The sequence below is a fragment of the Kitasatospora sp. NPDC090308 genome, from assembly GCF_044769485.1.
Lineage (GTDB): Bacteria > Actinomycetota > Actinomycetes > Streptomycetales > Streptomycetaceae > Kitasatospora > Kitasatospora fiedleri.
In genome coordinates, this window is record NZ_JBIVXY010000002.1 from 400,876 (window position 1) to 425,340 (window position 24,465).

A 24,465-nucleotide genomic window follows, 5' to 3' on the forward strand; every position below is an offset into this window, starting at 1 on the left:
AGGCGGCCCGCCCCATGGCCGACGAGACCACCACCACCGTTCCCGAGGCCGAGCAGACCCCGGCCCCGGTCGAGCACACCGCCGACGCCGCCGATCCGAACGCGATCGAGCACGCCCTGGAGGTGCTGGCCGAAGGGCAGCCCACCGAGCCGGCCGTGGAGCGGATCAAGACCGGGGACGACGAGACCTTCGAGCCGCTCGGCACCGTCACCAACTGCCCGTGACCGCTGCCCACCTCACCAGAACGAGCCCCGACCCTCACCGGCCGGGGCTCGTCCCGTTCGCCCGCTCCACGGCCGCTACTGCGCCGAACGCACCCGCAGGTTGGTGATCAGCGGGCCGTCGGTGACCTCGGCGAAGAAGTCGTTCCCCTTGTCGTCCACCACGATGAACGCCGGGAAGTCCTCCACCTCGATCCGCCAGACCGCCTCCATGCCCAGCTCCGGGTACTCCAGCACCTCGACCTTCTTGATGCAGTCCTGCGCGAGCCGGGCCGCCGGGCCGCCGATCGAGCCCAGGTAGAAGCCGCCGTGCTCGGCGCACGCCTTGGTGACCTGCTTGGAGCGGTTGCCCTTGGCCAGCATCACCATCGAGCCGCCCGCCGCCTGGAACTGGTCGACGTAGGAGTCCATCCGCCCGGCCGTGGTCGGACCGAACGAGCCGGACGCGTAGCCCTCCGGGGTCTTGGCCGGGCCCGCGTAGTAGACCGGGTGGTCCTTCAGGTACTGCGGCATGCCCTGCCCGGCGTCCAGCCGCTCCTTGATCTTGGCGTGCGCGATGTCGCGGGCCACCACCAGCGTGCCGGTGAGCGAGAGCCGGGTCTTCACCGGGTACTTGGACAGCTCGGCGCGGACCTCGGCCATCGGCCGGTTCAGGTCGATCCGCACCACGTCGTCGTTCAGGTGCTCGTCGGTGGTCTCCGGCAGGTACTTCGCCGGGTCGGTCTCCAACTGCTCCAGGAACACGCCCTCGGCGGTGATCTTGCCGAGCGCCTGGCGGTCCGCCGAGCAGGACACCGCCATCGCGACCGGCAGCGAGGCGCCGTGCCGCGGCAGCCGGATCACCCGCACGTCGTGGCAGAAGTACTTGCCGCCGAACTGCGCGCCGATGCCGATCTTCTGGGTCAGCTCGAAGACCTTCTGCTCCAGCTCCAGGTCGCGGAAGCCGTGCCCGGTCCGCGCGTCGCCGCCGGTGGGCAGGTTGTCCAGGTAGTGCGCGGAGGCGTACTTCGCGGTCTTCAGGGCGAACTCGGCGCTGGTGCCGCCGACCACGATCGCCAGGTGGTACGGCGGGCAGGCCGCGGTGCCCAGCGAACGGATCTTCTGCTCCAGGAAGTTCAGCATCGACGCCTCGTTGAGGATCGCCTTGGTCTCCTGGTACAGGTACGACTTGTTGGCCGAGCCGCCGCCCTTGGCCATGAACAGGAACTTGTAGGCGTCCCCGTCGGTGGCGTACAGCTCGATCTGGGCCGGCAGGTTGTTGCCGGTGTTCTTCTCGTCCCACATGGTCACCGGGGCCATCTGGGAGTACCGCAGGTTCAGCTTGGTGTACGCGTCGAACACGCCGCGGGCGATCGCCGCCTCGTCCTCGCCGGAGGTCAGCACGTGCTGGCCGCGCTTGCCCATCACGATCGCGGTGCCGGTGTCCTGGCACATCGGCAGGATGCCGCCCGCCGAGATGTTGACGTTCTTCAGCAGGTCCAGCGCCACGAACCGGTCGTTCGGGCTGGCCTCCGGGTCGTCCAGGATGCGGCGCAGCTGCGCCAGGTGCGCCGGGCGCAGGTAGTGCGAGATGTCGTGCATCGCCTCGGCCGTCAGCAGCCGCAGCGCCTCCGGCTCGACCTGCAGGAAGGTGCGACCGCCGGCCTCGAAGGTCGAGACCCCCTCGGAGGTGAGCTTGCGGTACGGAGTGGTGTCCGTGCCGAGCGGGAGCAGGTCGCGGTAGGCGAACTCTGGGGCCATGGGGTGATCCTTCGGTTCTTTCGGCTTCGTCGACGAGGCACCCTCCAGGTTAGGCGCACCTGTCCGCGCCCCCGGCGGTAAGGTCGGCCTGCGTGACCGGCGTCACGCGCATTGCGTCGAACCGCCGTTCGGTTCCGGGGTCGGCTCGCTAGGCTTGTGACGTGGACAACTCTCCCGTGCAGGACCCGCAGGGCCCGCTGCCCGCCCCGCTGCCGAAGAACGAGCCCGCACCGGCTCCCGACCGGACCCCCGGTACCGACCTGGCCGCCGAACTGCGCGCCTCCGACGCCGACCGCGAACGCGTCGCCGACCTGCTCCGCGACGCCTACGCCGAGGGCCGGCTCACCGTCGACGAGCACGCCGAACGCATCGAGGCCGCCTACGGCGCCCGCACCTTCGGCGAGTTGGAGCCCCTCACCCGCGACCTCCCCGGCCACCCCGGGCCGATCCGGCACAACCTCACCAAGGCCCCGCTGGACGACCGGGCCCCCGCCCCGAAGCCCGCGCTGCCCCCGGCCCGGGCCGAGGCGCCCACCATGGTCGCGGTGTTCGGCGGCGCCGCCCGCAAGGGCCGCTGGCGGGTGGGCTCCCACCTCAAGGCGGTCGCCGTGTTCGGCGGCATCGAGATCGACCTCACCGACGCGGTCTTCGAGTCCCCCGAGGTGGTCATCGAGGTGGTCTCGGTGTTCGGCGGCGTCGACATCCGGGTCCCCGAGAACGTCAGCCTGCACGGCGGCGGCGCCGGGGTGTTCGGCGGCTTCGAGGTCCGCGAGCAGACCTCCGCCGACCCGCACGCGCCCGTGGTCCGGGTCAAGGGCGCCGCGGTGTTCGGCGGCGTCGACGCCAAGCCGCGCCGCGGCAAGAAGCTCAAGGAGTGGGTGCGCCGACAGCTCGACAGCTGACCTGCGCGGTCACCGACGGGGCGTCAACTCGCCGGGCGGCACTCGTCGTTGTCCCGAGTGCAGGGCGTAGTCGATTGCGTGCGGTGTGCATGAATCCCGGAGCGGCGGGGTAGTTCCAATCGCACATCGTTCCTGTACGGCTGTGACCCCGCGGGTCGGCGACGGTGCCACGGCGAGGGAGCACGGGGCAGTCGGGCAGGAGGCGACATTGTCCCCGAGCCTTGAGCCTGGTCAGGAGTCACCGTGCTGCATCCGATCGAGTCCAGCGCCACCGCCGCCGCCCGCCGCCCGGCGGCCCAGCCGGACGTGGACGACAACCCCTGGCACACCTCGGCCGCCTGCCGCAGCGACGAGGCCGGGCTGTTCTTCGCCCCCTCCAAGGAGCCGACGGCCGCCCGGCTCTCCCGCGAGGAGCAGGCCAAGCGGGTCTGCGCCCGCTGTCCGGTCCTGCTCGAATGCCGCGAACACGCCCTCGCCCAGCCCGAGCCCTACGGCGTCTGGGGCGGTCTCACCGCCGCCGAACGCCGGGTCGTCCTCACCCGCCGCCGACGCCGGGACACGGAGATCCGCGTCCCGGCCCGGATAGCCGGCTGACACCCGCCGCGCCGGACGCCGCGAGAGCGCACCGGGGAGCACGGAACCGGGGGCGCGGGGAACCGCGCCCCGACTCCGCGCCCGCGCGCTAGTTGGCGCGGTCGAAGTCGATCGCGCTGTACGCCCGCAGCTTGGCGAGCTTGTGGGTGGAGTCGATCCGCCGGATCGTCCCGCTCTTGGAGCGCATCACCAGCGACGAGGTGGTGGCGGTCTCCTGCCGGTAGTGGACGCCGCGCAGCAGCTCGCCGTCGGTGATGCCGGTCGCGACGAAGAACACGTTCTCGCCGCTGACCAGGTCGTCCGTGGTCAGGACGCGGTCCAGGTCGTGCCCGGCGTCCAGCGCCTTCTGCCGCTCGGCCGCGTCCTTCGGCCAGAGCCTGCCCTGGATGACGCCGCCCATGCACTTCATCGCGCAGGCCGCGATGATGCCCTCGGGGGTGCCGCCGATGCCCATCAGCAGGTCGATGCCGGTCTCCTCGCGGGCGGCCATGATCGCGCCGGCCACGTCGCCGTCCGAGATGAACTTGATCCGGGCGCCGGCCTCCCGGATCTCCCGGACCAGGTCGTCGTGCCGGGGCCGGTCCAGCACCACGACGGTGACGTCCTCGACGGCGGAGCCCTTGGCCTTGGCGACCCGGCGGATGTTGACCGCGGGCGGGGCGGTGATGTCGACGTAGTCGGCGGCCTCGGGGCCGCAGACCAGCTTGTCCATGTAGAACACCGCGCTGGGGTCGAACATGGTGCCGCGGTCGGCGACCGCGAGGACCGCGACCGCGTTGTTCATGCCCTTGGCGGTGAGGGTGGTGCCGTCCACCGGGTCGACGGCGACGTCGCACTCGGCGCCGGTGCCGTCGCCGACCCGCTCGCCGTTGTAGAGCATCGGGGCCTCGTCCTTCTCCCCCTCGCCGATGACGACGATGCCGTTCATCGAGACGGTGGAGACGAGGGTGCGCATGGCCTTCACGGCCGCGCCGTCGGCGCCGTTCTTGTCGCCCCGGCCGACCCAGCGGCCGGCGGCCATCGCGGCGGCCTCGGTGACCCGGACCAGTTCGAGGGCGAGGTTGCGGTCGGGGGCCTCCGGAGCGACCTCCAGGGCGGAGGGGAGGTGGTGCGGGTACTGCGTGGTCATCGTCGTTACCTCTCTGTACGCGACGGCCAGACAGCACCGGGACGCGGAGGGTCACCGGCACTGCGATGAGGGTTGCTGCGATCGTATCGGCAGGTGGAAGGGGTGTCTGTGGCGCACTCCCCGCGTACCCCTCACCGGCCTCGCCACCCCGTCCCCGCCCGCCCCTCCCGCTCCTCCCGCCCTGTCCCGCCCCGCCCCGGCACGCGGTGCCCGCGTAAGCGCCGCCTACCATGGGCGGGTGGCAGGCAACAGCAGCAACAGGGGCCGTCAGACGGTACGGGACATGGTCCTGTCGATGGCGGCGGTCGGCGTCGTGGTGGTGGTCGCGTACTTCTCGATCCCCAGCGCGGACGGCAAGAACGGCGTCCACGCGGTGCCGTACCAGGTCGAACTGGCCTCGGCGAAGCGGGCCGCGCCGTACCCGCTGCTCGGGCCGCAGCAGCTCCCGGACGGCTGGAAGGCCACCTCGGTCAGCTACGGCCGGGACGACAAGGGCCGCGCCGCCTGGCACCTGGGCCTGAACACCGCCTCCGGCCAGTACGCGGCGGTCGAGCAGAGCGACGGCAAGTCCGCGGACGTGGTGGCGCTGAACGTGCCGGGCGCCGAGCCGGACGGCACCGCCACGGTGGCGGGCCAGGAGTGGCAGCGGGTGCAGGGCGACCGCTACCGGGCGCTGGTCCGCCCGGCCGGCGACACCGGCACCACGGTGCTCACCGGCACCGCCTCCTACGAGGAGCTCGCCCGGCTCGCCGAGACGCTCCGCTAGCGCACGTCGGCGGCCCACGACCGCGGCGCAGCACGACCGCGGCGCAGCAACGACCGCGGCGCACGACGAAGGCCCCCGCCGGGGAACGGCGGGGGCCTTCGCGGTCACCGGTGCCGGCGGAGCGCCGACGTCCGGGAGGATCAGACGGTGGTGACGACCTCGTCGTAGGCCAGGCGCGGGCTGCGCGGGAACCAGGCGTCCTCGCCCGGCTTGCCGATGTTGACCACGGCCAGCACCGAGTGCTCGCCGTCGCCGAAGAACTCCTTGTTGATGCCCTCGGCGTCGTAGCCGGTCATCGGGCCGGCGGCCAGGCCGGCGGCGCGGACGCCGATGATGAAGTAGGCGGCCTGCAGGGCGCCGTTCAGGGTGGCGGAGGACTCGCGGACCGCGCGCTCGGAGAAGAACATGTCCTTCGCCTGCGGGAAGTGCGGCAGCTGGGTCGGGAGCTCCTCGTGGAACTCGTTGTCGGCGGCCAGGATGGCGACCAGCGGCGCGCCGGAGGTCTTGGCCTTGTTGCCGTCGGCCATGTGCTGGACGAGGCGGGCGCGGCCCTCCTCGGAGCGGACCAGGACGATGCGCAGCGGCTGCTGGTTGAAGGCGGTCGGGCCGAACTTCACCAGGTCGTAGATCGCCTGGACCTGCTCGTCGCTGACCGGCTCGTCCGAGAAGGTGTTGGCGGTGCGGGCCTCGCGGAAGAGCAGGTCCTGAGCGGCGGCGTCGAGTGCCAGGGTCATGTCTGTGTCCTACCTCAGAGCTGGAGACGGGGTCCGGTCGGCGGCTGGGGTGCCGCACGCTGAGGTGCAACTTCGATGAAACTTAAACCATTCCCGGACGGGGTGGTGATGTACCTCACAGCCCCGCCGCCGCCCCGGGCCGCCGGCCGTTACTCCCCGGCAGGCTCCTCGACGGCCAGCGCCGCGTCCAGCCGGGCCCGGGCGCCGTCCAGCCAGCGCTGGCAGACCTTCGCCAACTCCTCGCCGCGCTCCCACAGCGCCAGCGACTCCTCCAGCGTCGTCCCGCCGGTCTCCAGCCGCCGGACCACCTCCAGCAGCTCGTCCCGCGCCTGCTCGTACCCGAGCGCCTGCTCCGGACCCGCTTCCCGCTGACCGCGCTGATCTGCCATGCCGCCCAGGGTAGGCGCTGCCCCCGACAAACCCGGCGCACCCCGGCCCGCGTCCGCCCTGCCCTGTTCCGCCCTGCCCTGTTCCGCCCTGCTCTGCTCCGCCGGACCTGAGCACCCCGCGCCCGGGCCCGCACCGGGGCGCCCTACCGGGGCCGCGGCTTCCGCGAGCACTCCACCGCGCTCTCCCGGCGGCGCCCGCCGACCGCCTGACCCGCCGTCCGGACCGCCGACCCCGCCGTGCCCGCAGTCCCCGCCCCCGCCGTCCGGCGGCGCGGCCCCACCCCGTGCCGGGCCGGGGGCGGCGCGCCCTCGGCCAGCGAGCGGCGCAGGTTCAGCCGGGCCCGGTAGGTCAGCGTCTTGACGGCGCCGACCCGCAGCCCGATCCGGTCCGCGATCTCCAGCGAGCTCAGCCCGTCCCAGTAGCGCAGCCGGAGCACCGCCCGCTGACGCTCGTTCAGCACCGCCAGTGCCGCGCCCACCCGCTCCGCCTCCACCGCCGCGATCACCGCCTCCTCGACCCGCACCCCCGAATCCCGGTCCGCGAACGCCGCCACCGTCGACTCGCGCCGGGTGGAACGCCGTTTCTCGTGGTCCAGCAGCACGTGGCGGGCAATGGTGAACATCCACGCGCCGATATCCGTGCCCGTCCAGTGGAAACCGCGAATTCCCGCCATCGCGCGGACGAAAGTGTCCTGGGCCAGGTCCTCGGCCAGCGGGCGGTTCCCGGTCCGGCGCAGCAGGAACCCCAGCACCGCGCCGTGGTGGCACCGGTAGATGACCGCCCAGGCTTCGCGGTTCCCGGACTTCGCGGCCTCGATCAGCGCGGGCGTCACCGCCGGTCGGCCCGCCGGGGGGACGTCCATGCCAAACCTCCGGAAAACGCCGGAAAAGGGAAGGGCCGTCACACTAGGACCCGCTCCGACCCGGTGCAAGCAGTTCCCGGGGAAGCGCCGGCAATTCCCGCCGATTTCCGCGCGGAGGGGGGCTCGCGGACAATTCCGCGAGCCGGTTCCGGACGGTCGACGGACCGTCAGCCCCCGGCCCCGGCCTCCCCGGCCTCCGCCGCCCCGGCCACCCGCACCTCGAACGCACCGCCCGCCACCCGGGCCCGCAGCGCCTCGCCGGCCGCGGCCTGCCCGGGATCGGTCAGCACGGTGCCGTCCGCCCGCTGCAGCACCGCGTACCCGCGCTCCAGGGTGGCCAGCGGCGACAGCGCCACCACCCGGGCCAGCGCGTGCCCCAGGTCGGTCTGGGCGTGGTCCAGCCGGTGCCCCAGCACCCGCCGGGCCCGCTCCACCAGCGCGTCCACCTCCGCCCCGCGGGCCGCCACCGCCTCGGTCGGCGCCGCCAGCACCGGGCGGCTGCGCACCGCGGCCAGCCCCGCCGACTCCCGCTCCACCCGGTTCAGCACGTGCCGCCGCGCCCGGTCCCGCAACTGCCGCACCTTCGCCAGCTCCTCGCCCACGTCCGGCACCACCCGCTTCGCCGCGTCGGTCGGCGTGGAGGCCCGGAAGTCCGCGACGAAGTCCAGCAGCGGCCGGTCCGGCTCGTGCCCGATCGCGCTCACCACCGGCGTCCGGGCCGCCGCCACCGTCCGCACCAGCTCCTCGTCGGAGAACGGCAGCAGGTCCTCCACGCTGCCGCCGCCGCGGGCCACCACGATCACCTCGACCTCCGGCAGCGCGTCCAACTCCCGCACCGCCGCGCACACCTGGCCCACCGCCTGCGGCCCCTGCACCAGCACGTTGCGCACCTCGAAGCGCACCGCCGGCCAGCGCCGCCGGGCGTTCTCCAGCACGTCCCGCTCGGCCGCCGAACCCCGGCCGGTGACCAGGCCCACGCAGCCCGGCAGGAACGGCAGCGGCCGCTTCCGGGCGTCCTCGAACAGGCCCTCGGCGAACAGCCGCCGCTTCAACTGCTCCAGCCGGGCCAGCAGTTCGCCCAGGCCGACCAGCCGCAGCTCGGAGGCGCGCAGCGAGAGCGTGCCGCGCGCCGTGTACCACTCCGGCTTCGCCCGGACGATCACCCGGGCGCCCTCCTGCACGGCGTCCGCGACCTGCTCGAACACCTGCCGGAAGCAGGTCACCGTCAAGGAGACGTCCCGGTCCGGGTCGCGCAGGGTCAGGAACACCATGCCCGCCCCCGGCCGCCGGTTCAGCTGCGCGATCTGCCCCTCCACCCAGACCTCGCCCAGCCGGTCGACCCATCCGCCGATCAACGCCGAGACCTTGCCCACCGGCAGGGGCGCTTCAGGACTGCTCGTGTTGGCCATCCCCCGAGGCTAGCCCCCGGGCGGGACACATCAGGGGCGCGTCCCGCTCCCGCGGCCCCGGTTCCGCCCGCGCTGGGCGACGAGCACCACCAGCCCCACCACCAGCCACACCGCCCCCACCACCTGCGCGGTGTGGGCGGCCTCCACCAGCACCGCCACCAGCACCGCGACGCCCAGCACCGGCACCACCCCGTGCCGCAGCCAGTCCCGCGAGCCCCCGCGCACCACGTACCAGCCCACCACCGAGGCGTGCAGCAGCACGAACGCGGTCAGCGCGCCGACGTTCACCACCGAGGTCAGCTGGTCCAGCCCGTCGTCCCGGCGGGCCGCCCAGACCGCCGCCACCAGCGTGACGACGGCCGCGGTCAGCAGCGCCCGCCGGGGCACCGCCGTCCGCTCGTCCACCACGCCCAGCAGGCGCGGCAGCCGCCCCTCCCGCCCCATCGCGAACACCAGCCGCCCGGCCGCCGCCTGCCCGGCCAGCGCCGCGAACGCCGCCCCGACCGCCTTGGACACCGCGATCAGCACGTGCAGCCAGTGCCCGACCGCGGACTCCACGGTGTCGTAGAACGCCGAGCCCTGCGCCTCCGGGTCGGCCGCCAGCTGCTGCGGCGCCGTCGGCTCCAGCAGCGCCGCCAGGTAGGTCTGCGTCACGAACAGCAGCCCGGCCAGCGCCAGGCACCACAGCACCGCCCGGGCCACCGCCGCGGACGCGCCGACCGCCTCCTCGACGAAGGAGGCGATCGCGTCGAAGCCCAGGTAGGAGAGCACCGCCACCGACACCGCCGACAGCACCGCCGTCAACGAGAACCCGCCGACTCCCCCGAACGGGGACCCCCAGTCGCGCGCCGCCCCGTCCCGGGCCAGCACCACCGCCGCCGCGACCACGAAGACCGCCAGCACGACGACCTCCATCGCCAGCACCGCGAACCCGACCACCGCCGCCGTCCGCACCCCGGTCAGGTTGAGCGCCGTGGTGACCAGCACCGCCAGCACCGTCCACACCCAGCGCGAGACGTCCGGCACCAGCGAGTTGAGCGCGATCCCGGAGAACAGGTACGCCACCGCCGGGATCAGCAGGTAGTCGAGCATCGCCATCCACCCGGCGACGAACCCCGGCCCCTCGCCCAACCCGGCCCGGGCGTACGCGAACACCGAGCCGGCCCGCGGCACCGCCCGCACCATCTCGGCGTACGACAGCGCGGTGAACCCCATCGCCACCGTCGCCACCAGGTACACCGCCGCCACCGCGCCGTGGCTCTTCGCGTCCAGCACGCCGAACACGCCGACCGGCGCCATCGGGGCGATGAACAGCAGCCCGTACACCATCAGATCCCGCACCCCGAGGGTGCGCCGCAGCCCAGCCGTGCTCGCCTGTGTGCTCACCCTGGCCATTCCACCCGGCCGCACCCGTCCGGCGGCGGCGGCGCGCGTCCGCCCCCCGCGGGACTCGCCCGTACGATGGAGCCATGTCCACCAGTGCTCAGCGCCGTGTCCTGCTCGCCGCCCCCCGTGGCTACTGCGCGGGTGTCGACCGCGCCGTGATCGCCGTGGAGAAGGCCCTGGAGCAGTACGGGGCGCCCATCTACGTCCGCAAGCAGATCGTCCACAACAAGTACGTCGTGCAGACCCTGGAGAAGCAGGGCGCGATCTTCGTCGACGAGACGGAGGAGGTGCCCGAGGGCTCGATCGTGGTCTTCTCGGCCCACGGCGTGGCCCCGTCCGTGCACGACGAGGCCGAGACCGGCCGGCTCGCCACCATCGACGCGACCTGCCCGCTGGTCACCAAGGTGCACAAGGAGGCCCGCCGCTTCGCCGACGAGGACTACGACATCCTGCTGATCGGCCACGAGGGCCACGAGGAGGTCGTCGGCACCATGGGCGAGGCCCCCGAGCGCATCCACCTGGTGGACGGCGCCGAGGACGTCGCCAACGTGCGGGTCCGCGACGAGTCCAAGCTGGTCTGGCTCTCCCAGACCACCCTCTCCGTGGACGAGACCATGGAGACCGTCGGCGCCCTCAAGCAGCGCTTCCCGCTGCTGGTCTCCCCGCCCAGCGACGACATCTGCTACGCCACCCAGAACCGCCAGGTCGCGGTCAAGCAGCTCGCCCCCGAGGCCGACCTGCTGATCGTGGTCGGCTCCAGGAACTCCTCCAACTCGGTCCGGCTGGTCGAGGTCGGCCTGGAGTACGGCGCCAAGGCCGCCCACCTGGTCGACTTCGCCGAGGAGATCGACCCGGCCTGGCTGGAGGGCGTCACCACGGTCGGCCTGACCAGCGGCGCCTCGGTGCCGGAGATCCTGGTCGACGGCGTGCTCCGGCTCCTCGCCGAGCACGGCTTCGAGGACGTCCAGGTGGTCAAGACCGCCGAGGAGCACCTCACCTTCTCGCTCCCCAAGGAGCTCCGCCGCGACCTGCGCGCCGAGGCCGCCGGCAAGCTCTGACCCCCCGTCACCCCGACCGCGGTCCGGCCCCCTCCCCGGAGGGCGCCGGACCGCGCGCGTCGCAAGGGCTGCGCAGGTTCCGCTCCGCCCGTACGTTTGGTACGAGGACCGGCGGGCAGCGGATGCTCACGGCCAGTGAGGGAGGCGACGGCAGTGACGACGTTCTTCGGCGTGGACATCGGCGGCTCGGGCATCAAGGGCGCGCCGGTCGACCTGGACAAGGGCGTGCTCGCCCAGGAGCGGCACAAGGTGCTCACCCCGCACCCGTCCGGCCCGGACGAGGTGATCGGCGCGGTCTGCGAGGTGGTCCGGCACTTCGACCACCGGGGACCGGTCGGCCTGACCTTCCCCGGCGTGGTCGTCGACGGGCGCACCATGACCGCGGCCAACGTCGACAAGGGCTGGATCGGCCTGGACGCCGCCCACCGGTTCAGCGAGGCGCTCGGCCTGCCCGCCACCGTCGTCAACGACGCCGACGCGGCCGGGATCGCCGAGGTCACCCACGGCGCCGGACGCGGCCGCAAGGGCGTCGTCCTGCTGCTCACCTTCGGCACCGGCATCGGCAGCGCCCTGTTCTCCGACGGCGTGCTCGTCCCCAACACCGAACTCGGCCACCTCGAACTGCGCGGCAAGGACGCCGAACGGCGCGCCTCCTCCGCCGCCAAGGAGCGCCACGACCTCAGCTGGTCCGAGTGGGCCGGGCGGGTCGACGAGTACCTCGACCTGGTCGAGATGCTGTTCTCCCCGCAGCTGGTCGTCATCGGCGGCGGCGTCAGCCGCAAGCACGAGAAGTTCCTGCCGCTGCTCAAGGACCGCCGCGCCGAGGTCGTCCCGGCCGAACTGCGCAACGACGCGGGCATCGTCGGCGCGGCCATGGCGGCGAGCCTGCGGCCCACCGTGCCCGCGTCCGAACCCCCGGTCGGCTGACCGGGCCGGTCGGGCGGCCCGGCGGGCTCAGCGGACCCGGTGCCGCCGGCGCTGGGCCACGTGACGCGCGGTGACGATCGCGGCGGCCAGGGCGGTGCCGGCGAACAGCCAGCCCGCCCGCAGCGCCAGCCCGCCGGCCAGCGCCACCACCTCGCCGGTCACGCCCTGGGAGGGGCCCGGCTGCAACAGCACCAGCGCCGCCGCGAAGGCGATCGGCCCGCAGATCGGCGCCGCCGGCAGGTCCGAGTACCGCACCCGCACGGCCAGCTGGAAGCACACCACCAGATAGCCGAGCCCGAACAGCACCCCGAGCCCGCCGAACAGCAGCCGGTCCACCCCCGCCGACACCAGCGTCCCGGCCACCGCCGCGACCCCGGTGCCCACCGCGGTCAGCCGGGCCGGCCGCCCGCTCCCGCCGCGCCGCCGCCGGGCCGCCAGCAGCCGCTGCGCCGCGCGCTGCACGACCGGCGGGCCGGTCCGGACGCCGGAGGCCGACCGCAGCCGCGAGTCGGGGGGGCCGCTCTGCCCCGGAACGGCGGCCTCGGCGGCGCCCCGACCGGGCGGTCGCCTTCTCGGCCCTGGCGGCTGGGTACGGGTGCTCTGCTCCACCCGACCAACGTACGGTCCGATCATCGACACCTTGTGTAATGGCTCCCCGGCAATTGTCCGTGTCCGGCCGGAGCGCGCCCCACCGCGCTGCCGGAGGCCCCGCGCGCGCCCCGTAGACTGGGGGATCGGCCCGTACGGGCCACCTCGACGCCCTCCAAGCCACGGGACACCACTCTCCATGTCGCTCACGATCGGAATCGTCGGCCTGCCGAACGTCGGCAAGTCGACCCTGTTCAACGCCCTGACCAAGAACGACGTGCTGGCGGCCAACTACCCGTTCGCCACCATCGAGCCGAACGTCGGCGTCGTCGGTGTCCCCGACCCGCGCCTGGAGAAGCTCGCCGAGATCTTCGGTTCGCAGCGCGTCCTCCCCGCCACCGTCGACTTCGTCGACATCGCCGGCATCGTCCGCGGCGCCAGCGAGGGCGAGGGCCTGGGCAACAAGTTCCTCGCCAACATCCGCGAGGCCAACGCGATCTGCCAGGTGGTCCGGGCCTTCACCGACCCCGACGTGGTCCACGTCGACGGCAAGGTCTCGCCCAAGGACGACATCGAGACCATCCACACCGAGCTGATCCTCGCCGACCTCCAGACCATCGAGAAGGCGCTGCCCCGGCTCCAGAAGGAAGCCCGCCTCAAGAAGGACACCGCCCCCGTCCTCGCCGCCGCCGAGGCCGCCCAGGCCGTCCTGGAGACCGGCAAGACCCTCTTCGAGGCCGGCTTCGACACCACCGCCGTCCGCGACCTGCACCTGATGACCTCGAAGCCCTTCCTCTACGTCTTCAACGTCGACGAGGACGCCCTCTCCGACGAGGACTTCAAGAACGCCCAGCGCGCCCTGGTCGCCCCCGCCGAGGCCATCTTCCTCAACGCCAAGATCGAGTCCGAGCTCATCGAACTCGACGACGCCGAGGCACTCGAACTCCTCCAGTCCATGGGCCAGGACGAGCCCGGCCTCGCCACCCTCGCCCGCGTCGGCTTCGCCACCCTCGGCCTGCAGACCTACCTCACCGCCGGCCCCAAGGAAACCCGGGCCTGGACCATCAAGCAGGGCGCCACCGCCCCCGAGGCCGCCGGTGTCATCCACACCGACTTCCAGAAGGGCTTCATCAAGGCCGAGGTCACCTCCTTCGACGACCTCGTCGCCGCCGGCTCCCTCCCCGAGGCCCGCGCCAAGGGCAAGGCCCGCATCGAGGGCAAGGACTACGTCATGCAGGACGGCGACGTGGTGGAGTTCCGCTTCAACGTCTGACGATTCAGCACTGCACGTCACTTGATTTGACGAGTGTGCAGGTCGGAGAGGGCCGGACTCCACGGAGTCCGGCCCTCTCCTCGTTTCTGTGCTGACCTGGTGCTGACTTGTGGGGGTCCGCACCGGTCGTCGAGCCCCGGGATCCCCACTTGAGTGGTACGTTGTTCGGTACCACTCGCCGAAGGGGGTACGGCCATGTCCATCACCGCGAGCGAGGCCCGAAGGGATCTCTTCCCGTTGATCAAGAAAGTCAACGAGGACCACGACGCCATCGAGATCGTCTCCAAGCACGGAAACGCCGTGCTCGTCTCCGCCGAGGATTACGCCTCGCTGCGCGAGGGCTCCTACCTCCTGCGTTCGCCGGCGAACGCACGTCGCCTGCTGAAGGCGTACGACAACGCGCTGAACGGCATCGGGCTCTCCGAGCGCACGCTCATCGACCCCGACTCGGCTGACGCCGAGCGGGGTGTCGAGTGAGGCTCGTCTTCGAAGCGCAGGGCTGGGAGGACTACACGTCCTGGCTCAAGAACGACCGCAAGACGCTCGCCCGGATCAACAAGCTCATTGAGGATGTCCTGCGCGATCCGTTCACCGGGATCGGCAAACCCGAGCCGCTGAAGTACCACCTGCCGGGGGCCTGGTCCCGGCGGATCGACGACGAGCACCGCCTCGTCTATCTGGTCACCGACCGTGAGGTCGTCATCCTGGCGGCCCGCTATCACTACTGATTGCAGTTCGGGTGCGCTCTTGTGCTGACTTATTGACCCGAAACGGTAAGGTTCCGGGCTCGTTGATCCTGGCGTGACGGACTTGGTTGGGGATGCGCGGCGGTTGTCGCCGGACGCGCAGGAGGCCTTGCGGATGCGGGCCGTGGCAGCCGTTCGGGCGGGACGGAACCGGCGTGAGGCGGCTGAACTCCTGGGTGTGAGCGCCGAGTCGGTTGCCGACTGGTGGGCGGCGTGGCAAGCCGGCGGCCGTGAGGCCCTGGTCTCCGGCCGACGCGGCCGACGGCCGGGCGAGCACCAGGTGCTGGACCCGGACGAGCAGCAGTGTGTCCGTCAGGCGTTGCTCGACCACCGGCCCGAAGACCTCGGCCTGGGCGGCCAGTTGTGGACGCGCGCCATGGTCGGTGACCTGATCGCCCTGCTCTACCGGGTGCGGCTGACCGAGCAGGGCGTGGGCAAGTACCTGCGGCGTTGGGGCCTGTCCTTCCAGCGACCGGACAAGCGGGCGATCGAACAGGGTCCGGAAGCGGTGCGCGCGTGGCGCGAGGAGACCTGGCCGGCCATCCGCGCGCGGTCCGCCGAGGTGCTGTCCGCCGACCAGGTCGGTGTCCGCTCGGACCAGGTCTCGGGGCGCACCTGGGCCGCGAAGGGCGGCACGCCGACCATCAGGCGGACGGGCAACCGCTTCTCGGTGAACGCCATGTCGGCGATCAGTACCCGCGGGAAGATGTGGTTCACGGCCTATCGCGGATCGTCCACCACCACGGTGTTCCTCGACTTCCTCCGCAGATTGGTCGGGCAGTTCGACCGGAAGACCCACCTGGTCGTCGACCGGCACTCGGTCCACCGCGGCAAGGCGGTCCGCGAGTGGCTGGCCGAGCACGAGGACCGGATCGTCCTGCACCTGCTGCCCGCCTACGCGCCGGAGACCGACCCGGACGAGTTCGTCAACGCGGACCTCAAGCGGACACTCCTGCCGGCTTGCCGGGCCCGAAACGCCGGAGGGCTCGCCGACGAGGTCCGCCGCTTCTTCCACCGACGCCAGAATCAGCCCCGCATCGTGCGGGGCTACTTCCGCGCCCCGCACGTCCGGTACATCCTCGACGCGCAGAAACCTTAGCGTTTCGGGTCGATAGATGGATCTGTTAAATGCGAAATTCGAACGGGGCTCGCCTTTCCGAGGCAAGTCCCGCTCCCCTTTCCGCGCTGACTTGAACCCCTGAAACCAGCGACCTCGCAGGTCGAAGCGGTGAAGCGGGCATTCCGCTTCGCCGCCTGACCGCTCCGTACGAAGGCCGCTCCCGTGAGGGGGAGCGGCCTTCGGTTCGCCGGCGGTGACTACCCGGAACACGCCGAGCACGCGCACCCGGTGGGTGCGGCTCTACCTGCGCCGTCGTAGCTGCTGGATGACGGGAACGACGCCCAGGCAGAGCAATGCGGAACCACCGAAGGCCGCACCGCCCTCCAGGAGGGCGTCCACGAGTGCGCTCCCGCCCAGGCGCTTGAGGAAGCCGACGCACACGGCGACCAACAGGGAGAACAGCAACATGACCAACAGCCACGGGATCCACGCGCTGTCGGTGGAGCTGGCGGTGTCGGTGGGCATGGACGGGTCGGTGGAAGGGGTCACAGCGGATCCTCCTCGTCAGTTCGAGTGCGAGTGGTCGGTGCATCGAGGCCGAGCTGGGGCGGGAAATTCATCAGCAGGTCGGCAAGGGCGGAGCGGGTGCCGCGTGCTGAGGTGGCGAATTCCCTGTACAGGCGGTCCAGTTCGTCGAGGTGGACCAGCGCCGAGACGATCGTGTGCTGTTCAGAGAGAGGCGGCAACGGAACCTCCAGTCGCCCGAGGGAGCCGGTTCTGATCGACGGGGCCGCAGTGGACGCCGCACGATCCCGCATCCAGCCGACTGATTTCTCCCGGGACAAGTGGTACAGCAGGTACTCCGGCAGCACCTCGGCCTGTTTCCGCAGCCGCAACCGGATGATGTTGGGACTCATCAGCCAGCCTTCCTGCGAGGCACGGACCAGGGACGGCGTCCCGATCGCACCGGAACGGACGCAGACGATGTCGTCCACCCGCAGACTGAAGCCCGCCAGCAGGTCGGCGGTCTTCGCGTCGACCAGTTCGTCCCTGCTGTTGGCGATGCGTCCGTCCTTCAGGTGGCGGGGGTACACGACGGGGACGCTGCCGTCCGTCGCTGCCCGCTGCGTCTTGCCGAGCCGGGAGTAGGAAGGTCCAGCCTTGATCTCGCACAGGTGATCCAGCGGAACGACTGGGACGGGACAGGAGGGTGCCGAAGGTGCCGCAGTGCTGAGGTGGGGAAAGCCGGCGGTGGCGTTCTGTGCGCGCAGTACCTGCCACTCCAGTTCTGCCATCTGCTGCCGAGCGGCGGAAAACGCGGCCACGGCCTCTCCTGTGACGCTCTCATGGTGGCGGATGTGGTCGAGAGGATGGAGGGAGTAGCCCTGAGCGCGTAGGGCGTCCCGGGAAACCCAGGCCCGAGATACGGGTTTCCCCTCAACCTCCCGGGCGGAAGAGGTGGTGCAGTGCCCGTTCGTTTCACCCCCGGCCCTCGCGCCACCGTACGCGTCGAGGATTGCCTCGACGTCCTGGTCGCTGAGGGTGCGCCGAGGACCGTTCTTCGTGCCCAGGTGCCGTCCGTCGAGGAAGAGTACGTGGTCGCACGGGTCATCCGGGTGCCGGAGGATCCAGATCGACACCGGCACGGGCGTGCCGGAAAACAGGTGCGGGGGCAGGGTGATGACGCCCTCGATCACTCCGCGCTCGATCAGGTTGCGACGGATCTCCAGTTCGGCCCGGTGCCCGGAATTGCCGGCCTTCGTGGGCATGATGATCCCGGCCCGCCCTCCCGCCCGAAGCATGGACAGGCAGTGCTGGACGTAGGCGAAGTTGTCGTTGTCGAGAGGTGGGGCGCCGTAGGCCCACTCTCCTCCTTGACGTTCTTTCCGTGCGGGATCGTTCATGTTGAAGGGCGGGTTGGTGAGCACGATGTCCGCGCTGCCAGGTGTTCCGCGCCGGGATCTCCCGTCCCAGGGAACGGTGCGGCGCAGTTCCAGTTCGGGGCGCACACCATGTAGCGCGAGGTTCATGCTTGCGAGACGCCAGGTGTCAGCCCGGCGGGTCTCGCCTCTGATCTGAAGGGCAGTAGGAGACCCATGGGCGTCTTCAGCCGTGAGGGAGGCCGCTGCCTGCGCCAGGAGTTCGCCGCTCCGGGCGTAGGGGTCGTAGACCGACCACATTTCGCCGGGTTCGTGGCCGGAACATGCGAGACCGGCCATCAACTGCACCACTCCGCGAGGTGTGAAGAACTCCCGGCTTCCCAGCGCGGCGCGCTCCTCGTACTCACAGAGGATGAGCTCGAACACGTTGCCCCGCAAGCGTGCCACCCGCTCGATCACCTCGCGCAGGTCGCGCGCGGTCCGGGGTTCGAGACGGCTCAGCGCCTCCGTCATGTCAGAGGAGACACCGAAGCGCCGCAGGTTCTCGTCGGTCACCGCCCCGATGTGGTGGAGCAGTCGGGCCACGGCCTCCAACCCGGTGGCCTCCCTGGAGTCCTTCCTGAGAGCGGCCCACTGGGAGTCGTCGGAGCCGCGGAGGTACTGCAACGCGAACAGCAGGTTCAGGTAGTCGACGACGCCGGCGGCCCCCCGTACGCGGTCGACCAGGGAGCCCATCAACTCCTTGACGATCCTCTCATCGTCCGGCCCGGCTGCTGCTGTGCCGGGCGCCGGACCGGCTCCTGGGCGTTCGGCTCCGAGCCCGGTGGGGCCCTCACCGCCGGCCGTGTGGTTGCGCCGGACCCGGTCCCCGTACGTCGTACCAACCGGCTCTCCCCCGACCAGGCGGTTACTGGGCACGGTGCGTCCGTCCAGCCAGTCGAGGATGTCCGAAAGCCGGAAGTACTCCTGGCCTCCGGACCGGCGTGGTGAAGGGAAGTCCCGGTACTGCTTCCCCCAAGCGGTGACGGTGGGTCGACTCACACCTGCCAAGGCCGCGATCCGCGAGCGCCTGAGCAGCGAGTCGTCCGATAGCGAATTGAGCATCCGATCTCTCTTTCAAGTAGGTTGATGGAGCAGCTCTCTGAGAGGAGATGCTAGAAGTCCCTTAGGCTCATGAGCATGTGCGCACTCGGAGTGCGCAATGCCCTAACACTCTGGAAGCGCCGGGAAAGAGTGCGACAGGCTGCCGCCTGGCGACGGGAAATGGATGCTTGTCAGTAGGAGATACAGGGGCCTGCCCCGAAGGGAGGGGCAGGTAGGCCGCAACGGGGTTCGCTGTCTCTCGGAGGTGCGGACGGCACGTCCGCACCTGTGAGGAACAGCGGTTGTCCCTGTCGGTTTCGAAGCGAAAACCTTTGGTGTCCGGCGTGATGGGACGGCGATCATGGCGGCCATGGAGACCCGCTTCCTCGCCATCGGCGAACTCACCGACACCCCGCCCGTCGCCGTCGTCATCGACGTGATGCGCGCCTTCACCACGGCGGCCTGGGCCTTCGCGCAGGGGGCCGAGCGGATCGTGCTCGCCGAATCGCTCGACGGGGCACTGGAACTGAAGGCGCGCCACCCCGGGTGGATCGCCCTCAAGGACGGGCCGCCCGCGCCCGGCTTCGACGCCGTCAACTCGCCCGGCCGGATCCGCGGCACCGACCTCACCGGCCGCACCGTCGTGCAGAAGACCACCGCCGGGACGGTCGGCGCGCTGGCCGTGCGGGGCGCCGAGCTGGTGCTGTGCGCGAGCTTCGTGGTCGCCGGGGCCACCGCCCGCGCCCTGCACGGCCGTCCCGAAGTCACCTTCGTCGTCACCGGCGAGGACGGCCGCGCCGAGGAGGACCTCGCCTGCGCCCGGTACATCGCCCACCGCGCCACCGGCGCCACCCCCGACCCCGCCCCCTACCTCCGCCGCGCCGCCGAGTCCACCGCCGCGGCCGAACTCGCCCAGGGCGTCCGGGAAGGCGTCCACCCGGACGACGTGCGGCTCTGCCTGGAACCCGACCGCTTCCCCTTCGCGATGGCCGCCGCCCCGGAGCAGGGGCTCATGGTGCTGCGCCCGTACGGGGAGGGGAGCCGGTAGTCAGAGGTCGGCCACGAGCTGGTCGAGGTCGAGGTCGATCTCGAACGGCACCGGGCGCCGGAGGGTGCCCCGGAAGATGCCGGCCGGGGCGTAGCTCCCGGTCGCTCCGTCGAGTTCGTAGACGTGGGCGACGGGACGGCCGTCCTCGTCCTCGATGCGCCAGTAGTGCGGAATTCCGGCCTCCGCGTACGTGCGGAGTTTGACGGTGCGGTCGCGGTGGGCGGATTCGGGGGAGACCACTTCGACCGCCAGTACGACGTCTTCGGGCGCGAGCCAGGTGCGGTCGGGGTCGACCGGGGCGTCGGTCACCAGCAGGTCGGGTTCGGGCCGGTTGCGGGAGTCGAGCCTGACGGTCATCTCCCGGCCCGCCTTGAACCCCGGCGGGCACTGCCGCATGAGCGCGACGGTGAGCATGGTGACGAGGTGGCCGTGCCACCACCGCTGCGGGGACGTCGTGAAGACGAGCGCCCCGTCGATCAGTTCCGTGTGGCGCGGGGCCTCCGGCAGACGGTCGAGATCCTCCGCGAACCAGCCTTCCGCGCGCGGCGGGCGCATCCAGCCGGGCAGTGGGGCCATGTCCTCAGGGTAGCTGGTAGACACTGTCTACTCTGCGCTGGTAGACAGTGTCCATGGGCAGCGACGAGCAGAACCCCCTGCGGGAGCGACTGGTGGACGTCGGGGTCGAACTGGTGCTGGCGGAGGGGTCGGGCGCGGTCGGGTTGCGGGAGATCGCGCGGCGGGCCGGGGTGTCGCACGGCGCGCCGCGGCGGTACTTCCCGACGCACCGGGCGTTGCTGTCGGCGGTGGCGCGGCGGGGGTTCGAGGAGCTGGCGGGGCGGTTCGCGGGGGTGCGGGCGGGGGACGCGCGGGCGCGGGTGGCCGGGATGGCGCGGGTGTACCTGGCGTACGCCGCCGAGCGGCGCGGGATGTTCGAGCTGATGTTCCGGCACGACCTGCTGGACGGGGAGGGGCGGCCGCCGTTGCGGGAGGCGACGGTGCCGCTGTTCGGGGAGCTGGCGCGGCTGGTGGGGGAGTGCACGGGGGAGGCGGAGCGGGCGCCGGTGGTGACGGCCGCGCTGTGGGCGAACCTGCACGGGCTGGCGCAGTTGCAGGGCTGGGGGAGCACCGGGCTGATGCTGGGGGAGGGCCGCGAGGAGGAGCTGCTGGAGGCGGTGCTGGCCGCGCACCTCGGCGGTGCGGCGTGAGCCGCCTCGCGCTGCCGGTGAGCGCCGGCGCGGCCATGCTGGTGGCCCTGGACGGCACGGTGCTGCTGATGGCGCAGCCCGGCATGCGGCGCGAACTCGGCTGCACAACAGCGCAGTTGCAGTGGACAAGCACCGGCTACCTGGTTGCCGTCGCCGCCCTGCTGGTGCTCGCGGGCCGACTCGGCGACCGGTACGGCCACCGCCGGACGCTGCTGGCGGGCGTGCTCGGCTTCGGCGCGTCCTCGGCCGGGATCGCGCTCGCGCCGACCGTCGGCTGGGTGGTCGGACTGCGGGTGGCGCAGGGCGTGTTCGGCGCGCTGCTGCAACCCGGGACGCTCGCGCTGCTGCGGCTGTCCTGCCCGCCGGAGCGGCTCGGCCGGGCGGTCGCCGTCCGGACCGGGGCGATCGCGGTGGCGGCGGGCGCGGGTCCGCTGCTCGGCGGGGTGCTGGTGGACGCGTTCGGCTGGCGCGCGGTGTTCTGGATCAACGTCCCGGTGGCCGCCCTGATCGCCGCCATGGCCTTCGCCCTGCGCCCCGAGCGGGAGCCCTCCGGGCGGGTGCCCTCCGAGCGGGTGCCTTCCGGGCGGGTGCCTTCCGACGGTCAGCGGTTCGACGGAGTGCCTTCCGACGATCGGCGGCTCGACCTGGCGGGCGCCGCCCTGCTCGCGGCCGCCCTGGCCGTGCTGGTGCACGCGCTCTCCCGCGTCCCGGAGCGCGGCTGGGGCGGGACGGCCGCCGAACTGGCGGGCGCGGCGGCCCTGTCGGCGGTGCTGGTGGCGCACGAGCGGCGGGCCGCGAGCCCGGTGGTGCCGCGTCCGGTGGTCCGGTCGCGGCCGGTGGCGGCGTCCCTCGTCCTGCTGCTGACCGCCTCGGCGGGGCTGTTCGGCACCCTGTTCAGCACCACCTTCCGGCTCCAGGACGCCCTGGGCGTGGGCCCGTTGGACACCGCGCTGCGGATGCTGCCGCTGACCGCGCTGATGGTGCTGGGCGCCCCGGCGGCCGAGCGGGCGCTGCGCGCGCAGGGGCCCCGGCGGACGGCGCTGGCGGGGGTGGCGCTGCTGGTGGCGGGCATCGCGGGACTGGCCGGCCCGGGCGGCGGGGGCGGGTCGGCCCCGGCCACGGGGGTGGCGTCGGCGCTGCTGGGCGCGGGGTTCGCGGCGGTGATGGTGACGGCCACCGGCACCGTGGTCGGCGACGCCCCGGCGGGGTACGCGGGCGCGGTCGGCGGGCTGAAGCAGACCGCGATGAACATCGGTCCGACCCTGGGCGTCGCGACCGCCGCCGGTGCCGGGACGCACGGCTCCCTGCCGCTCCTGGCCGCCCTCGCCGCCGTCGGCCTGCTGCCCGCCGCCGCCCTGCCCGCCGCCCTGCCCGCCGCCCTGCCCGCCGCCCGACGCGCGCCGCGCCGCGGAGCCGCTGCCGGCGGGGCGTGACACGCTGGGCCGGTGACGGAACGACGGACGGCGCAGGCCGTGGGCACGCTCGGCTCGGTGGTGCTGGACTGCGCCGACCCCGAGCAGTTGGCGGCCTTCTACCAGCAGGTGACGGGCTGGCCGGTGACGTACCGCAGCGAGAGCTACGTGTTCATCGGCGAGGGCCCGGTGCGGATCGGCTTCCAGCGGATCGGCGGGTACCGGCCGCCGCACTGGCCGGAGGACGGCTCCCGGGCCCATCTCGACTTCACCGTGCTGGAGTTGGGCCCGGCGGTGGCGGCCCTGCTGGCGGCGGGCGCGACCAGGCCCGGGCACCAGGCCGGCGGCGAGCACTGGGTGACGCTGCTCGACCCGGCCGGGCACCCGTTCTGCCTCGCCGTCCCCGACTGACCGGCGGCCGCCCGACCGCGCACCCGCCCGACCGCCCACCAGGGAGAAGAGACCGGATGGACTTCGTCGAGTCGACCGTCGAGGCGGACGGCGAACGCCTGGCCTGCACCGTGGTCGAGCCGGACGCACCGGCCGGGCCGGACGGGCCCGCTCCGGTCACGGCGCTGCTGATGCACGGCGCGGGCAGCGGTGACCGGCACCGCTGCCTGCCGCTGGCCCGGGAGTTGGCGTCCGCCGGGTGCCGGGCCGTGGTGTTCGACTTCGCCGGGCACGGCGCGAGCACCGGTGTCCTCGGGGAGCTCTCGCTGGCCCGCCGGGCCCGCCAGGCCCGCGCGGTGCTGGACCGGCACGCCCCGGACGGGCCGCTGCTGCTGGTCGGGTTCTCGATGAGCGGCCAGACCGTCGCCGACCTGCTGCGGATGCCCGAACTCGCCGCCCGCACCACGGCGATCGCCCTCGGCGCGCCCGCCGCCTACGCCCGCGAGATCCACGAACTCCCTTTCGCCGCTCCGGAGTTCACCAACACCCTGCGTACCGAGGGGAGTTGGCGCAGCAGCCGGGCCTTCGACGCCCTCGCGGCGTTCGGCGGCCGGGCGGTGCTGGTGCTGCCGGAGACGGACGGGGTGATCCCCGCCGAGGTGACCGAGGCGCTGGACGCCACGCTGCGCACCCGCCCGGCGTCGCCCCCGTACGCCCGGCTCACCCTGCCGGGCGCGGACCACCTGCTCGGCCGCTGGCTGGGCGAGCACCCGCAGGAGTGCGCCCGGGTGGCCGCGGCGCTGCTGGGCGGCGCGGTCGGGGCCGGCACTCCCGTCGTTCCGGTCGACCCCACCCGCCCCGCGCCGGTCGTTCCGGTCGGCCCCGACCGTCCCGTCGTCGCGGTCGGCCCCGGCCACCCGGCACCGGCCGCGCCGGGAGGCCCGGCCCGGTCCGGGCGTTAGCCGCTCAGGGCAGTTCGACCACCAGCCGGCCGTCCGCCGCGCCGGTGACGCGGACGCCGGACAGGTCGTCCACGTGGTGGTCGGGCCGGTGGGCGGCGGCGCGCGGGCCGATGCCGAGCACCGGCATGCCGGCGGCCCGGGCGGCGGCGATGCCCGCCTCGGAGTCCTCCAGCACCAGGCACTCGGCGGGGGCGACGCCCAGTTCGGCGGCGGCCTTGAGGAAGCCCTCCGGGTCGGGCTTGCTGGCGCCGACGTGCTCGGCGGTGATCATCCGCGGCGGCAGCGGGACGCCGGCGGCGGCCATCCGGACCCGGGCGAGCCGGTCGTCGGCGGAGGTCACCAGGGCGTGCGGCAGCCCGGCCAGCGAGGCCACCAGCCGTGCCGCGCCCGGGACTTCGACCACACCGTCGGTGTCGGAGCTCTCCTCGTCCAGCATCACCGCGTTCTCGGCGAGGTTCTGCTCGACCGGCCGGTCGGGCAGCAGCAGGCCCATGGTCAGGTGGCCCTGCCGCCCGTGCGCGACCCGCATCACCTCGTCGCCGTCCAGGCCGTTGCGCTCGGCCCAGCGGCGCCAGCAGCGTTCGACCACGGCGTCGGAGTTGACCAGGGTGCCGTCCATGTCGAGCAGGACGGCCCGGACCGGCGGGGTGAGGACGGGCATCGGGGCTCCTCGGGAGACCTCGTACGAATGTTTGTTCCT

The 24,465-nt window shown here is 72.7% G+C and carries 27 protein-coding genes; 15 read left to right on the top strand and 12 right to left on the bottom strand.

Features of this window, described 5'->3' with window-relative positions; genetic code table 11:
• The first annotated feature begins 14 nt into the window (after positions 1 to 14).
• Entirely contained in the window at positions 15 to 224 is a 210-nt protein-coding gene (locus ACIQVD_RS05800) for a hypothetical protein (RefSeq protein ID WP_400682144.1), read from the top strand.
• A 75-nt stretch (positions 225 to 299) separates the two neighbouring features.
• Here ACIQVD_RS05800 and ACIQVD_RS05805 read toward each other — a convergent pair whose 3' ends face one another.
• On the bottom strand, positions 300 to 1,961 hold the full coding sequence (locus ACIQVD_RS05805) for a fumarate hydratase (protein WP_282202428.1): 1,662 nt from the start codon (positions 1,959 to 1,961) through the stop codon (positions 300 to 302).
• A 161-nt stretch (positions 1,962 to 2,122) separates the two neighbouring features.
• Between ACIQVD_RS05805 and ACIQVD_RS05810 the strand changes: the two genes are divergently transcribed.
• Both ACIQVD_RS05810 and ACIQVD_RS05815 read left to right on the top strand, forming a co-directional pair.
• Positions 2,123 to 2,863 (top strand): DUF1707 domain-containing protein, encoded by a 741-nt coding sequence (locus ACIQVD_RS05810; protein WP_400682143.1) that lies wholly within the window; start codon positions 2,123 to 2,125, stop codon positions 2,861 to 2,863.
• Positions 2,864 to 3,106: 243 nt separating this feature from the next.
• Complete coding sequence (locus ACIQVD_RS05815; protein WP_100836541.1) at positions 3,107 to 3,457, top strand: WhiB family transcriptional regulator; 351 nt, start codon at positions 3,107 to 3,109, stop codon at positions 3,455 to 3,457.
• Between the two features lie 88 nt (positions 3,458 to 3,545).
• Here ACIQVD_RS05815 and glpX read toward each other — a convergent pair whose 3' ends face one another.
• A complete protein-coding gene (glpX, locus tag ACIQVD_RS05820; RefSeq protein WP_100836540.1) occupies positions 3,546 to 4,586 on the bottom strand; it encodes a class II fructose-bisphosphatase in 1,041 nt (346 codons plus the stop codon).
• A gap of 238 nt (positions 4,587 to 4,824) precedes the next feature.
• Here glpX and ACIQVD_RS05825 point away from each other — a divergent pair, with 238 nt between their 5' ends.
• Positions 4,825 to 5,352, top strand: coding sequence for a DUF4245 domain-containing protein (locus tag ACIQVD_RS05825; RefSeq protein WP_400682140.1), 528 nt, complete (start codon positions 4,825 to 4,827; stop codon positions 5,350 to 5,352).
• A gap of 140 nt (positions 5,353 to 5,492) precedes the next feature.
• On the opposite strand, the gene ACIQVD_RS05830 is transcribed toward ACIQVD_RS05825, so the two are convergent.
• The 5 genes from ACIQVD_RS05830 to ACIQVD_RS05850 form a co-directional block, all read right to left on the bottom strand.
• The gene (locus ACIQVD_RS05830; RefSeq protein WP_100836538.1) at positions 5,493 to 6,086 is read right to left on the bottom strand and encodes a malonic semialdehyde reductase; all 594 of its coding nucleotides are present in this window, start codon (positions 6,084 to 6,086) and stop codon (positions 5,493 to 5,495) included.
• A 149-nt stretch (positions 6,087 to 6,235) separates the two neighbouring features.
• On the bottom strand, positions 6,236 to 6,475 hold the full coding sequence (locus ACIQVD_RS05835) for an exodeoxyribonuclease VII small subunit (protein ID WP_400682139.1): 240 nt from the start codon (positions 6,473 to 6,475) through the stop codon (positions 6,236 to 6,238).
• 143 nt (positions 6,476 to 6,618) lie between these two features.
• Positions 6,619 to 7,338: an RNA polymerase sigma factor gene (locus ACIQVD_RS05840; RefSeq protein WP_402286278.1), complete on the bottom strand. Its 720-nt coding sequence runs from the start codon at positions 7,336 to 7,338 to the stop codon at positions 6,619 to 6,621.
• 167 nt (positions 7,339 to 7,505) lie between these two features.
• Positions 7,506 to 8,747, bottom strand: a complete 1,242-nt coding sequence (gene xseA, locus ACIQVD_RS05845) for an exodeoxyribonuclease VII large subunit (protein WP_402286281.1) — start codon at positions 8,745 to 8,747, stop codon at positions 7,506 to 7,508.
• Between the two features lie 30 nt (positions 8,748 to 8,777).
• Entirely contained in the window at positions 8,778 to 10,142 is a 1,365-nt protein-coding gene (locus ACIQVD_RS05850) for an APC family permease (protein WP_402286283.1), read from the bottom strand.
• A gap of 74 nt (positions 10,143 to 10,216) precedes the next feature.
• Between ACIQVD_RS05850 and ACIQVD_RS05855 the strand changes: the two genes are divergently transcribed.
• Together ACIQVD_RS05855 and ppgK are read left to right on the top strand one after the other, a co-directional pair.
• On the top strand, positions 10,217 to 11,191 hold the full coding sequence (locus ACIQVD_RS05855; RefSeq protein WP_400682133.1) for a 4-hydroxy-3-methylbut-2-enyl diphosphate reductase: 975 nt from the start codon (positions 10,217 to 10,219) through the stop codon (positions 11,189 to 11,191).
• Positions 11,192 to 11,344: 153 nt separating this feature from the next.
• Positions 11,345 to 12,118, top strand: coding sequence for a polyphosphate--glucose phosphotransferase (ppgK, locus tag ACIQVD_RS05860; protein ID WP_400682131.1), 774 nt, complete (start codon positions 11,345 to 11,347; stop codon positions 12,116 to 12,118).
• Positions 12,119 to 12,145: 27 nt separating this feature from the next.
• Here ppgK and ACIQVD_RS05865 read toward each other — a convergent pair whose 3' ends face one another.
• The gene (locus tag ACIQVD_RS05865; protein ID WP_402286285.1) at positions 12,146 to 12,727 is read right to left on the bottom strand and encodes a DUF6542 domain-containing protein; all 582 of its coding nucleotides are present in this window, start codon (positions 12,725 to 12,727) and stop codon (positions 12,146 to 12,148) included.
• A gap of 178 nt (positions 12,728 to 12,905) precedes the next feature.
• On the opposite strand from ACIQVD_RS05865, the gene ychF reads away from it, so the two are divergent.
• The 4 genes from ychF (at position 12,906) to ACIQVD_RS05885 (ending at position 15,824) form a co-directional block, all read left to right on the top strand.
• Positions 12,906 to 13,979 carry a redox-regulated ATPase YchF gene (ychF, locus tag ACIQVD_RS05870; protein WP_100836529.1) on the top strand — a complete coding sequence of 358 codons (1,074 nt, stop codon included), beginning with the start codon at positions 12,906 to 12,908 and terminating at the stop codon, positions 13,977 to 13,979.
• A 195-nt stretch (positions 13,980 to 14,174) separates the two neighbouring features.
• On the top strand, positions 14,175 to 14,456 hold the full coding sequence (locus ACIQVD_RS05875; protein WP_400682129.1) for a type II toxin-antitoxin system Phd/YefM family antitoxin: 282 nt from the start codon (positions 14,175 to 14,177) through the stop codon (positions 14,454 to 14,456).
• Positions 14,453 to 14,707 carry a Txe/YoeB family addiction module toxin gene (locus ACIQVD_RS05880; RefSeq protein ID WP_400682128.1) on the top strand — a complete coding sequence of 85 codons (255 nt, stop codon included), beginning with the start codon at positions 14,453 to 14,455 and terminating at the stop codon, positions 14,705 to 14,707. The genes ACIQVD_RS05875 and ACIQVD_RS05880 overlap by 4 nt, the downstream gene beginning before the upstream one ends.
• Before the next feature lie 73 nt (positions 14,708 to 14,780).
• Positions 14,781 to 15,824, top strand: a complete 1,044-nt coding sequence (locus ACIQVD_RS05885) for an IS630 family transposase (RefSeq protein ID WP_402286290.1) — start codon at positions 14,781 to 14,783, stop codon at positions 15,822 to 15,824.
• Positions 15,825 to 16,085: 261 nt separating this feature from the next.
• Here ACIQVD_RS05885 and ACIQVD_RS05890 read toward each other — a convergent pair whose 3' ends face one another.
• Positions 16,086 to 16,334: a hypothetical protein gene (locus ACIQVD_RS05890; RefSeq protein ID WP_400682125.1), complete on the bottom strand. Its 249-nt coding sequence runs from the start codon at positions 16,332 to 16,334 to the stop codon at positions 16,086 to 16,088.
• Positions 16,331 to 18,769 (bottom strand): N-6 DNA methylase, encoded by a 2,439-nt coding sequence (locus tag ACIQVD_RS05895; protein WP_402286292.1) that lies wholly within the window; start codon positions 18,767 to 18,769, stop codon positions 16,331 to 16,333. Before ACIQVD_RS05895 ends, ACIQVD_RS05890 begins: the two co-directional genes overlap by 4 nt.
• 349 nt (positions 18,770 to 19,118) lie before the next feature.
• Between ACIQVD_RS05895 and ACIQVD_RS05900 the strand changes: the two genes are divergently transcribed.
• Entirely contained in the window at positions 19,119 to 19,796 is a 678-nt protein-coding gene (locus tag ACIQVD_RS05900; protein ID WP_402286295.1) for a 2-phosphosulfolactate phosphatase, read from the top strand.
• Here the strand turns inward: ACIQVD_RS05900 and ACIQVD_RS05905 are convergent, their stop codons facing one another.
• On the bottom strand, positions 19,797 to 20,372 hold the full coding sequence (locus ACIQVD_RS05905) for a Uma2 family endonuclease (protein WP_402286297.1): 576 nt from the start codon (positions 20,370 to 20,372) through the stop codon (positions 19,797 to 19,799). It lies immediately after the preceding gene.
• 53 nt (positions 20,373 to 20,425) lie between these two features.
• Between ACIQVD_RS05905 and ACIQVD_RS05910 the strand changes: the two genes are divergently transcribed.
• Genes ACIQVD_RS05910 through ACIQVD_RS05925 form a run of 4 tightly spaced genes read left to right on the top strand, consistent with a single transcriptional unit; the run spans position 20,426 to position 23,765 of the window.
• The gene (locus ACIQVD_RS05910; RefSeq protein ID WP_402286300.1) at positions 20,426 to 21,001 is read left to right on the top strand and encodes a TetR/AcrR family transcriptional regulator; all 576 of its coding nucleotides are present in this window, start codon (positions 20,426 to 20,428) and stop codon (positions 20,999 to 21,001) included.
• Between the two features lie 35 nt (positions 21,002 to 21,036).
• Complete coding sequence (locus tag ACIQVD_RS05915; protein WP_402286701.1) at positions 21,037 to 22,434, top strand: MFS transporter; 1,398 nt, start codon at positions 21,037 to 21,039, stop codon at positions 22,432 to 22,434.
• Positions 22,435 to 22,446: 12 nt separating this feature from the next.
• Complete coding sequence (locus tag ACIQVD_RS05920) at positions 22,447 to 22,824, top strand: VOC family protein (protein WP_400682115.1); 378 nt, start codon at positions 22,447 to 22,449, stop codon at positions 22,822 to 22,824.
• Between the two features lie 56 nt (positions 22,825 to 22,880).
• Complete coding sequence (locus ACIQVD_RS05925; RefSeq protein ID WP_402286302.1) at positions 22,881 to 23,765, top strand: alpha/beta fold hydrolase; 885 nt, start codon at positions 22,881 to 22,883, stop codon at positions 23,763 to 23,765.
• 4 nt (positions 23,766 to 23,769) lie between these two features.
• Here the strand turns inward: ACIQVD_RS05925 and ACIQVD_RS05930 are convergent, their stop codons facing one another.
• On the bottom strand, positions 23,770 to 24,426 hold the full coding sequence (locus tag ACIQVD_RS05930; protein ID WP_100836523.1) for an HAD-IA family hydrolase: 657 nt from the start codon (positions 24,424 to 24,426) through the stop codon (positions 23,770 to 23,772).
• Between the last annotated feature and the right edge of the window lie 39 nt (positions 24,427 to 24,465).